Source organism: Nocardia fodinahabitans, assembly GCF_052983615.1.
Window position 1 is genome coordinate 7,278,107 of the sequence record NZ_JBRJJC010000001.1, and the last position, 14,006, is coordinate 7,292,112.

Here is a 14,006-nt window from a genome sequence, read left to right on the forward strand (position 1 = left end):
GTAATCGATGAGTGCTACTGCCGAAAAGCTTGCCGACCTGCGAGAGAAGCTGGAGCTCGCGCAGGAACCGGCCGGAGAGGCGGGAGCCGCCAAGAGAGCGCGCAAGGGCATACCTTCGGCCCGCGACCGCATCAACATGCTCATGGACCCGGGCACCTTCGTCGAGATCGGCGCCCTCGTGCGCAACCCGACCGACAAGAACGCCCTCTACGGCGACGGCGTGGTGACCGGACACGGTCTGGTCGACGGCAGGCCGGTGGCGGTGTTCTCGCACGACCAGACCGTCTACGGCGGCACCATCGGCGAGATGTTCGGCCGCAAGGTCGCCGCGATCATGGGCCTCGCGGGCAAGATGGGCTGCCCGCTGATCGGCATCAACGACTCGGGCGGCGCGCGTGTGCAGGAGGCGGTGTCCTCGCTGCGCTGGTACGGCGAGCTGGCGACCATGATGGAGCCGCTGTCGGGCGCGGTGCCGATGGTCTCGCTCATCCTCGGCAACTGCGCCGCGGGTGCGGTGTACCAGCCGATCTGCACCGACGTCGTGGTCGCGACCGAGAGCGCGCACATGTTCGTCACCGGCCCCAAGGTCATCGAGGACGCCATCGGCGAGAAGGTCGACATGGAGGAGCTGGGCGGTGTCTACAACCAGGCCGCCTACGGCAACATCCACCATATCGCCAAGGACGAGCCCGCCGCGTTCGAGTGGGTCCGCACCTACCTGAGCTACCTGCCGTCGAGCTCCACCGAGCTCCCGCCGGTCGTCAACCCCGGCCTGGAGCCGGAGCTCACCGAGTCCGACCTCATGCTGGACAAGCTGGTCCCCGACTCCGACAACATGGTCTACGACATGCACGACGTGCTGCTGCGGATCTTCGACGACGGCGAGTTCCACGAGATCGGCGCTGCCGCCACCGAGAACATCATCACCGGTTTCGCCCGTGTCGACGGCAGGCCGGTCGGCGTCGTCGCCAACCAGCCGACGGTGCTGGCGGGCGCGCTCGATGCCAAGGCCAGCGACAAGGCCTCGCACTTCATCCACATCTGCAACGCCTTCGAGATCCCGCTGGTGCTCGTCGTCGACACCCCGGGCTTCCTGCCCGGCGTGGAGCAGGAGAAGGCGGGCGTCATCAAGCGCGGCGGCCGGTTCCTGTTCGCCTACGTGGAGGCGACCGTGCCCAAGGTGACCGTGGTGATCCGCAAGGCCTACGGCGGCGGCTGGGCCGTGATGGGCGCCAAGGCGCTGGGCTGCGACGCCTACCTGGCGTGGCCCACCGCGCGGATCGCGGTGATGGGCGCGGAGAGTGCGGTCGGCCTGACCCAGCGCAAGGTCCTCGAGGCGACGCCCGAGGAGCAGCGCGGCGCGATCCGCCAGCAGATGATCGACTTCTACAACGCGACCATCGCGACGCCGTGGATCGCGGCCGAGCGTGGCTACATCGACCGCGTCATCGAGCCGTCGACCACCCGCCTCGAGATCCGGCGCGCCCTGCATCTCCTGCGGGACAAGCAGGTCGTGCGCTACCCGCGCAAGCACCACCTGCTGCCGCTGTGATCCGGTGCGGGCGGAGGACCTGCCCGCACCCTCACTCCCCGTCCCGCAGGACGGACCGCAGCCGCTCGGTGTCGGCCGCGGTCCAGCCCGGGGGTGACAGGATCGCCGCCCAGGCGTCGGCGATGTCGGCCTGAAAGGTGTGTCCGTGCCCGTCGGGCACGTCGGTCGAGACCGCCATGTCGGCCGACACCTGCAGGAACGTCACCACCGGGATCCAGCGGGTGCTGGGCAGGACGTCGGGACCGCGTGGCTCACGCAGCCAATCCGGTTTCTGGAACAGCAGTTTCGGCGTCCACCAGGTGATCGGGTCGGAGGCGTGCTGGAGGTAGACGACCCGCGCGGGCGGCCAGGGCGCGTCGGGACGGGCCAGGTCGGGTGCGCTCGCGACGAATCGCGCGGTGTGTCCGTCACGGTAGATCGGCAGCCATTCCGGCGAGCCCGGGTCGCGGCGCATCGTGGCGTCGCGCCAGACCGGGTTGGTGGCGGTCGGTCCGACGAACAGCACGCCGTCGGTGCGGGCGGCCATGTCCTGCACGCTCGAGAACGCCGCTTCACCGCCGAAGGAGCCGAGGCTCTCGCCGAAGACCACCAGCTTCGGCCGCCGGTCCGGCGGCAGGGTGTCCCACACCGCGTGCACCGCCTCGAACAGGGCCTGGCCGGCATGGCGGGCCCGTTCCTGGTCGACGATGAACGACAGCCAGCTCGGCAGGAACGAGTACTGCATGCTGACCAGCGCGCTGTCGCCGTTGGCGAGGTATTCCACGGCCGATGCGGTGGATTCGTTGATCCACCCGGTGCCCGTCGTGGTCGCCACGCCTAGCACGGCCCGCTCGAATCCGCCCGCCCGCCGCAACTCGGCGACCGCGAGATCGGCTTCGGCCTCGACGTTCTCGGCGGACTCCAGGCCCGTGTAGACCCGGATCGGCGGCCGCGCAGGCCGTCCGGTGAAGGCGCTCAGATCGACGTCGGTCGGGCCGTTCGACACGAAGATCCGGCCCTGTCTGCCCAGTGAGTCCCAGCTGACCAGCGAGCCTGGGCCGCCGGATCGCTCCGGGGACACCGGTTCCGGGGTGTCCGCGGACGTCTCCTGGTTGACCGTCTTGAACGTCGCGTTCAGCATCGACATCGCCGCGCTCGCCACCACCCCGTTGAGCAGCGCGATCACCACCGCCACGACGACGACCCCACCCAGCAGCGCGGACACCCGCGGGGGCAGGATCCGGCCGAGCAGACCGCCGACCCAGCCCGCCAGCGCCCGGCACACCCGGACGATCCCGACCAGTAGCCCGAAGACGATCACCCCGATAACCACCATGATCGGGTACGCCGACCACGACAGTCCCGCCACGCCCATCAGCTCGCGGAGCTCCCGCTGCCAGTCCGCGTACCAGATCAGCGCGACGACGGTGCCCGCGAGCGCCACGATCCCCAGACCCCAGCGCAGCGCGCGCGGCACGGGCACCGGTTCGCGCTCGAGCACCCACCACAGCAGCGCGGCGATCGCGGCGCCCAGGCCGTAGCCGATCGCGGCGGCGGCACCGGAGACGACGCCCTGGAACAGCGGCCCGCGCGGCAGCAGGGACGGGGTCAACGACAGCCACACCAGGATCAGCGCACCGGTGAGCCCGCCGAACCCGTGCCCTCGTGGCGTGGAATTCATCTGTGTCCCCTACGGTTCGATCAGCGACCACCCGCCGCTGCGCACCCGGGTGCTGCACGTTCACCGGTACGGAGGACACACCGCTCTCCGCACGGACACCTGAAACTGTACGACCGGCGACAGCGAGACCACCGGATCCGCTGCGACGCTGCTCCGAATCGTGATCCGGCCCCGGCCCCGGCCGTCGAGCGCGGGAACGGCCGGTGGTGGCGCGTCGTCGCCGGGAGTTCACTGGCCGTCGGACACACTGAGGTCAGGGGATCGTTGTGGATTCTGCTCGGGTCGGGCGCGGTCGAATTCGCGGGGCCGACCGCCGAACAACGCTGACCGCCCAGCCGAGATCGACGGTGTGGGCGATCAGCAGGTGCTGTTCCGGGTCGTCGTCGCAACGGCGGTGCCCTGTGCGATGGGCATGTCGTCGGTCGCGGCGGCGGAGGTACTTCGTGCTCGCCGGCGACGACGCGAGACAGGCCGCGTCGGTGCCGAGATGTGGGCGACTCCGGGGCGACACTGGGATCCGTGGACACCGACCCCCCGGACAACGCCGCGCACCCCGCCGCTCGGGCCGGGATGCCCGAGTGGCTACCGCGGGCGATGGCGCTGGCCCTGGTCCTGTTCGGGCTGTTCCTGCTCGCCGACTGGGCGTTCCACCGGTTGCTCGGGCTGCTGATCATCCTGCTGGTCGCGTTCTTCATCTCGCTGGCGATGGAACCGGCCGTCGGCACGCTGGCCCGGCGGGGCGTGCCGCGCGGACTCGCCACCGCGCTGGTCTTCCTGGCCACCTTCGCCTGTGTCCTGGCCTTCCTCGCCGCGCTGGTGACGTTGCTGGTGGAGACCACGACGAACCTGGCGCACGAGACGCCACGGCTGCTCGACGAAGGCATCGACCTGGTCAACCGATCCTTCGGCCAGCAGTTCACCATGCACGACCTGAGCCAGCGGCTACTGCACGAGTCCGCCCTGATCGAGGGCTACGCCCGCACCGCCGCCGACAATGCCTGGGGTGTGTCGACGACCGTGCTCGGCGGGCTCGCCCAGATCCTCACCATCGCGTTGTTCAGCATCTACCTCACCGCGAGTGGACCCCGGGTCCGGCGCACCGTGTGCTCGCTGCTGCCGCCGTCGCGGCAGCAGACCTTCCTGCACGCCTGGGATCTCGCGATCGACAAGACCGGCGGCTACCTGTATTCGCGGGTGCTGCTGGCCATCGTCTCCGCGCTCGCGCACGGGGTCTTCCTGGCTGTTCTCGGTATTCCCAATCCCATCGCCCTCGGCGTGTGGTTCGGCGTGATCTCCGCCTTCATCCCGACGATCGGCACCTACATCGCCGCGATCCTCCCGGTCTTCGTTGCCCTGACGGTGGACCCGCTCGACGCGGTCTGGATCGTGCTGTTCGCGGTGCTGTACCAGTGGTTCCAGGACTACCTGCTCCAGCCCCGGATCACCGCGCGCACCGTCGATGTGAACGCCGCGATCGCGCTGCTGGCGGTCCTGGCGGGCGGGGCACTGCTCGGCGTGGTCGGCGCGCTGCTGGCGATCCCGGCGACCGCGACGGTGCAGGCCTTCCTGTCCGAATACGTCGAACACTATGCGGTGACCGAGGATCCACGCATCGAGCAGACAACGTCGCGCCGGAAGCGGGCGCCGACTCCGAAGGCCGATCAGGACACCGAGTAGGGGCACTCACGACGGCGGTCAAGCGGCTACGCGTCGCCCGCGTGAGGACGACGGACGCGGCGCCTCCCTGGAGATCCACGCGCCGGCGGCGGGCGCCCCGGTGCGCATCAGCGCGGGATCTTCCATCCGTGCGTCTCCCGCTCCCGCGACCCACTCCTGGTGGTCGATGCCTGATCTGCACAGTTGGCGGCCATGGAGCAGGATGAATCTTGTACTGTCACAACACATCAGAAGCTGCCCACCGCCGGCGCTGCTCGCCGGGGTGGCTGACGCCGTCGAACTCTGCTGAGGAGCCAGGTTCATGACCGAAACCGAAACCCCGGTGATCCGGACCGACATCCCCCACTCGGCCCGGATCTGGAACTACTGGATGGGCGGACAGGACAACTACGAAATCGACCAGATCGCCGGTGACGCCGGACTGGCCGTCGACCCCGATATCTCCACCATGGCCGTGCAATCGCGCCAGTTCCTGATCCGCGCTGTCGGCTTCCTCGCCCGCGAGCGCGGCATCCGGCAGTTCCTCGACATCGGCACCGGCCTGCCGACCATGCAGAACACCCACGAGGTCGCCCAGAGCATCACCGCCGACGCGCGCATCGTCTACGTCGACAACGACCCCCTGGTGCTGACCCACGCCCGTGCCCTGCTGCGCAGCACCACTCCCGAAGGCGTCACCACCTATATCGACGCCGATTTCCACAACCCCGAACAAATCGTCGCCGACGCGCGCAACGTCCTCAATTTCAACGAACCGATCGCGGTGATGTTCATGGGCGTGCTCGGCCACGCCCGCACCTACGACGACCTGCTCCGGATCGTGCGGACCGTGGTCGGCGAGGTGCCCTCGGGCAGCTACCTGATCATGTGGGACGGCACCGACGACAGTCAGGCCTACGTCACGCTGTGCGAGAACTACACCGGCACCGGCGGCACCCCCTACATCCCCCGGCCGCAGGCGCAGATCCGCGCCGTGTTCGACGGCCTGGAGCTGATCGACCCCGGCTTCGTGTCGATCACCCAGTGGCGCCAGGACGCCGTCGAGGTGGGCGAAGTGCTGCCCATCTCCGCTTACGGCGCCGTGGCCCGCAAACCCTGATCACGCCCCCGCACCGGCACAGCGACACCAGCCGCTGTGCCGGTGCGGGCGGGGATGGTCCTGCGCGGGATGGCCTTCGGCTCGGCGGGCCCCGGCGACGGCGTCCTGCGCGCCGTCCTGAACGAGACCCACCGCCGCCCCGCGCTGCCGGCGGCCCTGCCCGAGTCGCACTTCGACCCCCGCGCCGCCGAGCTGCGCACCCTGTCGCGCGCCGCGGCCACCGCGGGTGAGATCCGGCCGAAGGCCGTCGCTACTCCGGCCGCCACGCTGGGCCAGGAACTGGTCGTGTTCCGCTGCCGACCCGAGCGCCTCGGCTGAATTGTGTTTCAGCACAGAAACATTCATGTGACATCGGCTGGTCGGGGTAGCGAACGGCGAGCGGCGAACGCAAAGATGAGGAGACCGCCGACTCGCCCACGGGGATCGCGAGTCGAGCGTCACCGATGCCGCGTGTGGAGCGAGATCGCCTATGCCGCAAGGGAGCCCGCCGGTGAGCCAAGCATTCTTTCGTGCGACGACCGAGACGCGCACGCAGACCGAGATCCTGACCCCGGAGCCCGCAGCGGTCGCCGGCTGGGAGGGCGGACAGTTGCGGGGAATGGCCGTCGGCGCCGCCTTGGCACGCGCGGTCGAACGTGAGGTCGCCGCCCGAGGCCGCTCCGATCTGCGGCCGGTCCGGTGGACGCTCGATCTGTTCCGTCCGGTGTTCCTGCGCCCCTGCCGGATTCGCGTCACGGTGGTGCGCGACGGCCGCAGGCTCTCGCTCGTCGACGCCGTCCTGATCCAGGACGGCCGCCCGGTCGCCCGCGCCGGCGCGCTGTACCTGCGGCCCGGCGCCGACCCGGCCGGCGTCTGCTGGTCGGCCGGCACCACCGCCGATCCCCCACCGACCGATCGGCTTCCCGAACCCGGCCGGGACCGGGTCTACTTCAGCGAGGACGCGGGCTGGGGACCGGACCCGCGCACCCACCACAACGTGGGCCGCACGGGCATCTGGCACCATCCGATCGCGGTCGTCGCCGGCGAGGAACCGACGCCGTTCCAGTTCGTCGCCGGACTGGCCGACGTGACCAATGTGATCGCCAATCTCGGCAGCAACGGCCTCGAGTACATCAACGCCGACGCCACGCTCACCCTGACCCGCCTGCCGGAAGGCAACGAGGCCGGGCTGATCTGTCTCGATCGGCTGGCCGAGGACGGCATCGCGATCGGCACGGCCGCCGTCTACGACCGCAAAGGCGTGTTCGGCACCACGACGGTCAGCTCACTGGCCAATGCGCGTGGCGCCGCCGATCTGAGTGTCATCGGGACGCTGGCGCAGGTGGCGGGCTGATCCGTTCCGGACCGCGTCGGCGCGCAGTTCACGCTTGTACAGCTTGCCGGAGTCGTCGCGCGGAAGCTCGGCGACGACGCTGATCCGCGACGGCAGTTTGTAGGACGCCAGCTGCTCGGACAGCGCGGCCGCGACTCGGTCCGGATCGCCCGCACGAACACCCGCCCCGGCTGCCCGGCCGGCAGCTCCGTGCCGGCCTCGTCCAGGATCGCGACCGCCGAACCGTCGGCCGGGCGACCGACGCTGCCGGGCCGCGCGAGCCACTCCGCGGCGCTGATCCAGGTGATGGTGCCGGTCTCCGTGCTGCCGAAGTACTCGATCACCGCGTCGCCGAACCAGTCGATCGCCGCCCGTTTGATCGCGGGTGGGCACGGCGCCGCCGAGTGGATCAGGTGGGTGAGGCTGCCGGTGTCGTAGCGGTCGCGCACCTCGGCGGGCAGCGACAGCAGCCGCGACAGCATCGTCGGTACGATCTTGGCTTGCTGGATGCGGTGCCGGTGCACCAGTCGCTGGAACCGTTCGCTGTCCCAGCGCGGCATGATGGTGATGTCGGTGCCCATCCGCAGCGCGAGCACGGCGACCGCGTTCGGCGAGGTGTGATACATCGGCCCGGCCACCAGCATCCGGCCGCCGGGCGCCAGCCCCATCCGCCCGGCGATGCCCCCCGCGATGGACAGCAGCTGGTGCGGCGTCATCCGTTCCCGCAGTATGCCCTTGGGCGTGCCGGTGGTGCCGGAGGTGTAGATCAGTCCCATCGAATCGGCCACGGCGCCGTCGAGATAGCCGACCGGCTCGTCGTGATCAGCGATCCACTGTTCGAGCAGCGGGTACCGACCTGTCGGCACGGACAGAGCCGGGTCGAGCCCGGCCTCGGTGAGCGTTTCGTCGGGCATGGCGATCTCGACGATCCGGGCCGTGCTGCCCGCACGGACGCGGGCGGCTTCGACAGTGGCGACGAACTCGGTGTGCGCGAAGATCCGTGCAGCGCACGGATCTTCGCGCGCGACGGCACACCGCGCAGGTGGCTCGCGCATTCCCCGAAGTCGACCGGGACGACGGTGTCGCCCAGCAGAGCCCGCGCGACGTCGAGCTCCGCCGGATCGGTGATCTCCCTGGCCGTCCCGCGGTGGGTACCGTCGCGCCGGTCCAGGGTGACGCGCGGATCGGCGCGAATATTGCGCAGCCACGCGTTGACCAAACCCGCGGCCGATCGCGGACGGTATTGCGGTGCGGGCACGGCCTCCCCGAGGAGCGGCAGCGGGCCCAGCGATCCGAGGTCGACCGGGCCGCTCCTGCCGTGCCCCATCGAACGCGCGGCGCCCCTGCCGATACGCGTCACCGAACAGTACCGAGGAACGGCGACCACGCTGCCCTTCGACTGACGAGGCTCCTGCTGCGCGACGCTCGGGCGTACGATCAGCGAACACACTGAGGCGGGGTAGTCCAACGAGGTGATGTCGCATGGTCGAGACGGATGTCCTGGTCGTCGGTGCCGGTCCGGTGGGCACGGCCGCCGCTGTCGAACTGGTCCGGCGCGGGGTGCGCTGCCGGATCATCGACGCGCAGGCCCACCCACCGAGATACGCGAAAGCGGTCGGTATTCAGCCCCGCACGCTGGAGTTGTTCGAGGAGATGGGCATTCTCCGCGACGTTCTCGACGCCTCGATCCTGATGCGCGGCCAGCTCGTCTACGTCAACGGCGTCGAGTCGGGCAGGCTCGATCTGACGCTGCCGCCCGAGGTGCCGTTCAGGTTCGTCGGGCTGCCCCAGTACGAGACCGAGCGGATTCTCTGGCAGCGCCTGGCGTCGCTGGGCACGCGGGTGGAACGCGGGGTCAGGCTGGTCGGGTTCACCCAGGACGACGACGGGGTCGACGCGGTACTCGCCGGCCCCGACGGCCAGCACACCGTGCGGGCGCGGTACCTGGTCGGCTGCGACGGCGCGCACAGCGTCGTCCGCAAGACCCTCGGCCTGAGCTTCGAGGGCGCGGCCTTCACCGAGCAGTACATGCTCGGCGATGTCGAACTGGACTGGTCGCAGCCGCGCGAGTACGGCATCCGGGCGATGCACCAGACCGACGGCGTCACCGACGACGTCCTGGTGTGCATCCCGCTCCCCGGCCGCAACCGATACCGCGTCTCGATGCGGGTGCCTCCGCACCTCGAGATCGGCGCGGGCGGCGACGGCGTGGCGCACGGCTTCGGCAGTGGTCCGGCACCCGAACTGGCGGATATCCAGGCGGTGCTGGACCGGCTGGCGCCCGAGCCGACGACGGCCTCCCACCTGCGCTGGTCCTCGGTGTTCCGGGTCAGTCACCGCATCGTCGATTCCTATGGTCGCGGCCGGGTTTTCGTCGCAGGCGACGCGGCCCATATCCATCCGCCCACCGGCGCCCAGGGCATGAACACCGGCATCCAGGACGCGCACAACCTGGCCTGGAAGCTGGCCCTGGCGGTCGCGGATCTGGCCGCACCGCCGCTGCTGGCCAGCTACGACGCCGAGCGCAGACCGGTCGGCGAGGAGGTCGTCGGCCGCACTGTGCGTCATGCCAGAGACGGCATCGGCACCGAGGACGCCGACCCCGGACAGGTTCTGCTACGCGAAGCCCAGCTGCTCATCGACTACCGCGACAGTCCCATCGTGTTCGACTCGCCCGTCGGTTCACCCGCGCCGACCGCGGGCAGCCGCGCTCCGGACGCGACCGGCCTGGCCCGGGACGCGGTGGCGTCGACCTTCCGGCTGTTCCCGCTGCTCACCGGCCCGGACCACACCGTCCTCTGCTACGCGGACAGTACCTGCGACGCCGCGATGCTCGACGAGATCGAGAGCCGCGTCGACCTGCTCCGCGAACTGACCGACGACCGGCTCGACGCCTATCTCATCGCCGCGCCCGATGCCGCCGTCGGGCCGACCGTCCTGCCGGTGATCCACGACCGCGACGGCGACTTCGCCCGTCGGTACCATGCCGGAGCCGGCGCGGTCTACGTCGTCCGGCCCGACGGCTACCTCGGGTATGCCGCGTGCCCGGCGTCCGCGCACGATCTCGCCCGCTACTTCGGCGCGATCTTCGCCGCCGTGCCGGAGGGCGTCGCCGGGACCGCCTGAGCGCGTCAGCTCTGCCCGGCCTCGATCCGGCGGCGCAGCAGACAGAATTCGTTCCCTTCCGGGTCGGCCAGGACATGCCAGGACTCGGCGCCGGTCTGCCCGATCTCGACCGGGCGCGCCCCCGCCGCGAGCAGGCGTCGCAGTTCCGCGTCCTGATCACGGTCGGTGGGATTCACGTCCAGATGCAGTCGCAGCTTCTCGAGCTTCGGTTCCGAGCTGCGACTGAACAGCAGGGTGGGCGCAGGTCCACCGAATACTGTTCCGGGAGCGCCGATCTGGATGTCGCCCTCGTCGCGGTCGAGTTCGACGTAGCCGAGTACTTCGCACCAGAAGTCCGCCAGCAGTTGCGGATCGGCGCAGTCGAGGACGAATTCGGTGATCCTGCAGGCCATGCGTGCGACCCTACGCGCGAGGCGGCCGCACGACCAGGGACGACACCCGGGCGTCGGGGGGCGGGGCGATAAACTGACGCGTGAGTGCGACAGGAAGGCGACCATGACCCCCAGGGCCGAGGACCCGCGACCGACCGCGCCGGTGTCCAAGCGCAAAGCGGCGTCGGCCGGCCGCGCGGCACGCAGGCTCGGAGTCGAGGACTGGACGAACGCGGCGCTCGGCGTGCTCCTGCGCGACGGGGTCGCCGGCCTCACGATCGCCAAGTTGTGCGAAGAGCTCGGGGTGACCAAGGGCAGCTTCTACTGGCACTTCGACGGCATCGATCAGCTGCTGGAGACCACGGCGCAGTTCTGGTGCGCTGATCAGAACGACGCGGCTCGCGGGTTCCAGGGTCTCGAGGAGCTGCCGCCGCGGGAGCGACTTGCCCGGATGGGCGAGCTGCTCACCGCGGAGCGCGTCTGGCAGATCGAGCTCGCGGTGCGGGACTGGGCGCGCACGAACGCCGAGGTGGCCGAGGCGGTGAAGGCGCTGGATCAGCGGATCTTCCACGCGCTCTCCTACACCCTCGTCGACATGGGCTTCTCCGCCGATCAAGCCGAGATGCGCGCGGGCCTGATGTGTTTCGCCGGCATCGGCTTCGTGCACGGGAACCAGAATCTCCCGGTGCCGACCGAGGATCAGCGCCGGGAGTTCTTCCGATTCGTCACCAGCAAGGAGTCCGCCGACTGACACCGGGTCAAGTCAGCGCGACCAATTCGTGCAGCGTCGACCCGGTTCGGTGCTCCGTTCCCGCAGCGGTGTGCACGGCCAATGCGAAGGTGGACTCGAACCGGAAGTAGCCCGGGTGACCGACCAGCCGGTGCACGAGCGGTTTGATCAGCCGCGAACGTGCCACCGGGACATCGTCGAGCAGGTCGTGGGCGTGGATGACGCGCACCACGTCCAGGCGCAGGTCGAGGCTGCCCGGCACCGTCAGCTCCACCCACTCGGGGTAGGTCCGGCCTGCGGTGGGGTCGAAGCGCGCAGGGCCCTCGGTAAGAACGGTCTCGCCGGTGGACAGCACGATCTCGGCGTGGTGGGCGAGCATCAGCGGGCTGATCTCGTGCCCGCCGCGGCGCCGCTGGGTCAGGACCGAGGCGAACAGCAGAGAGTAGTCCTCGACGTAGAGCCGTCCCCAGTGCCAGCGCTCGATGATCTTCTTCATGTCGCCGACGCCCCAGTTGTGGTCGTGATAGCCACGTCCGGTGACATCGTGACGCACGCCGTCGAGTTCGATGGCGCCACTCACCCTCGCCCGCGGGGCGCCGACCATCCAGCCGAAGGAATCCCTTGTGCCGAAACGGGTTTCGCCCTTGCCCGGCATCCAGCTGGGCACTTCGTTGTGGAACCGCAGATCGAAGACGATGCCGTCCTCGGCCATCCGCAGGTGATGGATCGGCAGGCCGTCGGGCCCGGCCTCGGTGCGGGCGGTGTTGTGGCCGACGCGCACATCGCAGGCGTCGGCCGAGAACGACGTGGCGGAGCGGGGATAGCGCCGCGACACCTGACGGCGGGTGCCGTCGGGCGCGTAGACCATCATCTCCACCCATGGCCGTGCGGTGGGCAGATCCTCCGGCCTGCGTTTGGTGAGGAAGCCGATCACGACGTGCCCGGTGTCGAGGTGGGCGTCGAAATACCAGTGTTCGAAGGCGAGTCTGCTGGCCGAGGGATGTAGTCCGTTGTGCCGGGGCTCGACCGGTGTCAGGACACCGTCGCGGCGTCCCGGTCCGTTCCACACTTCGACGATGTCGGTACTCATGGCTGCTTCCGCTCGGTTCATCGGCGCAGGGCACCGCTGGCGTCGAAGGCCGCTTCCCGGCCCTGCATCTGGGCGCGATACCAGTTCTCGCGATGCCACAGCATCAGTTTCTCGTGCGCCCGCGCGAACGGTGGGCAGATCCGGCGCGCGACCTCCATGACGGTGATCAGCGGGAACCGGACGATCGGGACGACGATCCACGGGAACGCGGGCGGCATCGTGTAGCGACGGCGCGTGCCGGGCGCCATGTACATCGCGGAGTACACGGAATTGATCCGGTAGTTGTACATTTCGCGCAGTCGGGTCGGACCGCGATGACCATCGCGCGGCGCGAAGGCGGCCGGATAGGACTCGATGAGTTCCTTACCGTGCTGTCCCGCGTCGTAGGAGCGCGAGACGATCGTCATGGCCAGCACCCGCAGCGCGTCCAGGACGGTCTCGGGGTACCAGCGCAACCGGATCCCGAGCAGATGGCCCATGTACTTCTGGAAGTGCAGCAGTGCACGGATTTCCGACGGTGTCGTCTGGTAGCCGAGCGCCCACAGTCCCAGGCCCGGTGTCACGCTGCCGCCCAGCAGGGTGAGCATCTGGTAGGTCTGGCTGATCGGCAGGCCCCAGCGTTCGATGTCCCATTCGGGGTGCTCGGCGACTTTCGCCCGCACCGAGACGTGCATGACCCGCACCTTCAGCGCGGTGGCACGGCCCGCCGAGCCCGGGGTGAGCAGCGCGTCGCGCGCCGAGACGTCCATCCAGAAGCGGGTGGTCTCCAGGAACCGGCGCAGCGCACTGTCCCCGGCGTATCCACCCGCGAGCGACAGCGGGGTCGCGACCGCCGCCTCGGTGTACATCTCGAGGGTCTCGGCGCCGGCGAAGCTGAACAGCATGGTGCCCCAGCGCCGCCAGATCGCCGCGCCCTGTTCCACCAGCTCGGGCACCACCCAGTCGGGCACCGTCTCGAACTCGGCGAACAGCGCACGCATGGATTCCGGGGCGTCGGGCACCGCGTCGATGCCCTCGGCCAGCGCCTGGTCCAGCATCCGGCGACCCGCCTTCGCCCCGATCTCGCCGTGCATCACCTCGGCGACGAACCGTTCCGCGACCGGGTCACCGGTGAACAGGTCCGCGCACAGCGCCACGGCTTGTTCGTCGCTGGGAAACAGTGGCTGCCGCGTCACCGTGGTGAAGACCCGCTCGAGCCGGCGCACCGTCGCACTGCCGCGCGCCTCCCAGTAGCGGAAGGCGGTGGGGCACTTCACCAGTGACGGCTCGACCGTCGACGGGGACGAGCCGGGCCGGACCTGACTTTCGACGAATTCGGCCAATGCCGGTCTCCTGACGTGAAGTTCGCTCACCGGGTGTCGCGATAGGCCGACCATACTATGAAGAACA

12 protein-coding genes are annotated in these 14,006 nt (G+C 69.8%); 7 read left to right on the forward strand and 5 right to left on the reverse strand.

Features of this window, described 5'->3' with window-relative positions; all coding sequences use genetic code 11:
- The first annotated feature begins 7 nt into the window (after positions 1-7).
- Positions 8-1,552, forward strand: coding sequence for an acyl-CoA carboxylase subunit beta (locus NV348_RS34300; RefSeq protein WP_447150637.1), 1,545 nt, complete (start codon positions 8-10; stop codon positions 1,550-1,552).
- Between the two features lie 31 nt (positions 1,553-1,583).
- On the opposite strand, the gene NV348_RS34305 is transcribed toward NV348_RS34300, so the two are convergent.
- Positions 1,584-3,212: an alpha/beta hydrolase gene (locus NV348_RS34305; protein ID WP_447150638.1), complete on the reverse strand. Its 1,629-nt coding sequence runs from the start codon at positions 3,210-3,212 to the stop codon at positions 1,584-1,586.
- A gap of 519 nt (positions 3,213-3,731) precedes the next feature.
- Between NV348_RS34305 and NV348_RS34310 the strand changes: the two genes are divergently transcribed.
- From NV348_RS34310 to NV348_RS34325, 4 genes are all read left to right on the forward strand, one after another.
- On the forward strand, positions 3,732-4,889 hold the full coding sequence (locus NV348_RS34310) for an AI-2E family transporter (RefSeq protein ID WP_447150639.1): 1,158 nt from the start codon (positions 3,732-3,734) through the stop codon (positions 4,887-4,889).
- 301 nt (positions 4,890-5,190) lie between these two features.
- Entirely contained in the window at positions 5,191-5,988 is a 798-nt protein-coding gene (locus NV348_RS34315) for an SAM-dependent methyltransferase (RefSeq protein ID WP_447150640.1), read from the forward strand.
- 36 nt (positions 5,989-6,024) lie between these two features.
- Entirely contained in the window at positions 6,025-6,306 is a 282-nt protein-coding gene (locus NV348_RS34320; RefSeq protein WP_447150641.1) for a TetR/AcrR family transcriptional regulator C-terminal ligand-binding domain-containing protein, read from the forward strand.
- 172 nt (positions 6,307-6,478) lie between these two features.
- Positions 6,479-7,321, forward strand: a complete 843-nt coding sequence (locus NV348_RS34325) for an acyl-CoA thioesterase domain-containing protein (RefSeq protein ID WP_447150642.1) — start codon at positions 6,479-6,481, stop codon at positions 7,319-7,321.
- Here the strand turns inward: NV348_RS34325 and NV348_RS34330 are convergent.
- On the reverse strand, positions 7,213-8,355 hold the full coding sequence (locus tag NV348_RS34330) for an AMP-binding protein (RefSeq protein ID WP_447150643.1): 1,143 nt from the start codon (positions 8,353-8,355) through the stop codon (positions 7,213-7,215). The two genes, NV348_RS34325 and NV348_RS34330, sit on opposite strands and share 109 nt — an antisense overlap.
- Before the next feature lie 427 nt (positions 8,356-8,782).
- Here NV348_RS34330 and NV348_RS34335 point away from each other — a divergent pair, with 427 nt between their 5' ends.
- Positions 8,783-10,426 carry an FAD-dependent monooxygenase gene (locus NV348_RS34335; protein WP_447150644.1) on the forward strand — a complete coding sequence of 548 codons (1,644 nt, stop codon included), beginning with the start codon at positions 8,783-8,785 and terminating at the stop codon, positions 10,424-10,426.
- 5 nt (positions 10,427-10,431) lie between these two features.
- Here the strand turns inward: NV348_RS34335 and NV348_RS34340 are convergent, their stop codons facing one another.
- A complete protein-coding gene (locus NV348_RS34340) occupies positions 10,432-10,818 on the reverse strand; it encodes a VOC family protein (RefSeq protein WP_447150645.1) in 387 nt (128 codons plus the stop codon).
- 103 nt (positions 10,819-10,921) lie between these two features.
- On the opposite strand from NV348_RS34340, the gene NV348_RS34345 reads away from it, so the two are divergent.
- On the forward strand, positions 10,922-11,548 hold the full coding sequence (locus tag NV348_RS34345; protein ID WP_447150646.1) for a TetR/AcrR family transcriptional regulator: 627 nt from the start codon (positions 10,922-10,924) through the stop codon (positions 11,546-11,548).
- A 7-nt stretch (positions 11,549-11,555) separates the two neighbouring features.
- Here the strand turns inward: NV348_RS34345 and NV348_RS34350 are convergent, their stop codons facing one another.
- Both NV348_RS34350 and NV348_RS34355 read right to left on the reverse strand, forming a co-directional pair.
- Positions 11,556-12,617: a lipocalin-like domain-containing protein gene (locus NV348_RS34350; protein WP_447150647.1), complete on the reverse strand. Its 1,062-nt coding sequence runs from the start codon at positions 12,615-12,617 to the stop codon at positions 11,556-11,558.
- Between the two features lie 17 nt (positions 12,618-12,634).
- Positions 12,635-13,873: an oxygenase MpaB family protein gene (locus tag NV348_RS34355; RefSeq protein WP_447151211.1), complete on the reverse strand. Its 1,239-nt coding sequence runs from the start codon at positions 13,871-13,873 to the stop codon at positions 12,635-12,637.
- Positions 13,874-14,006 lie beyond the last annotated feature (133 nt).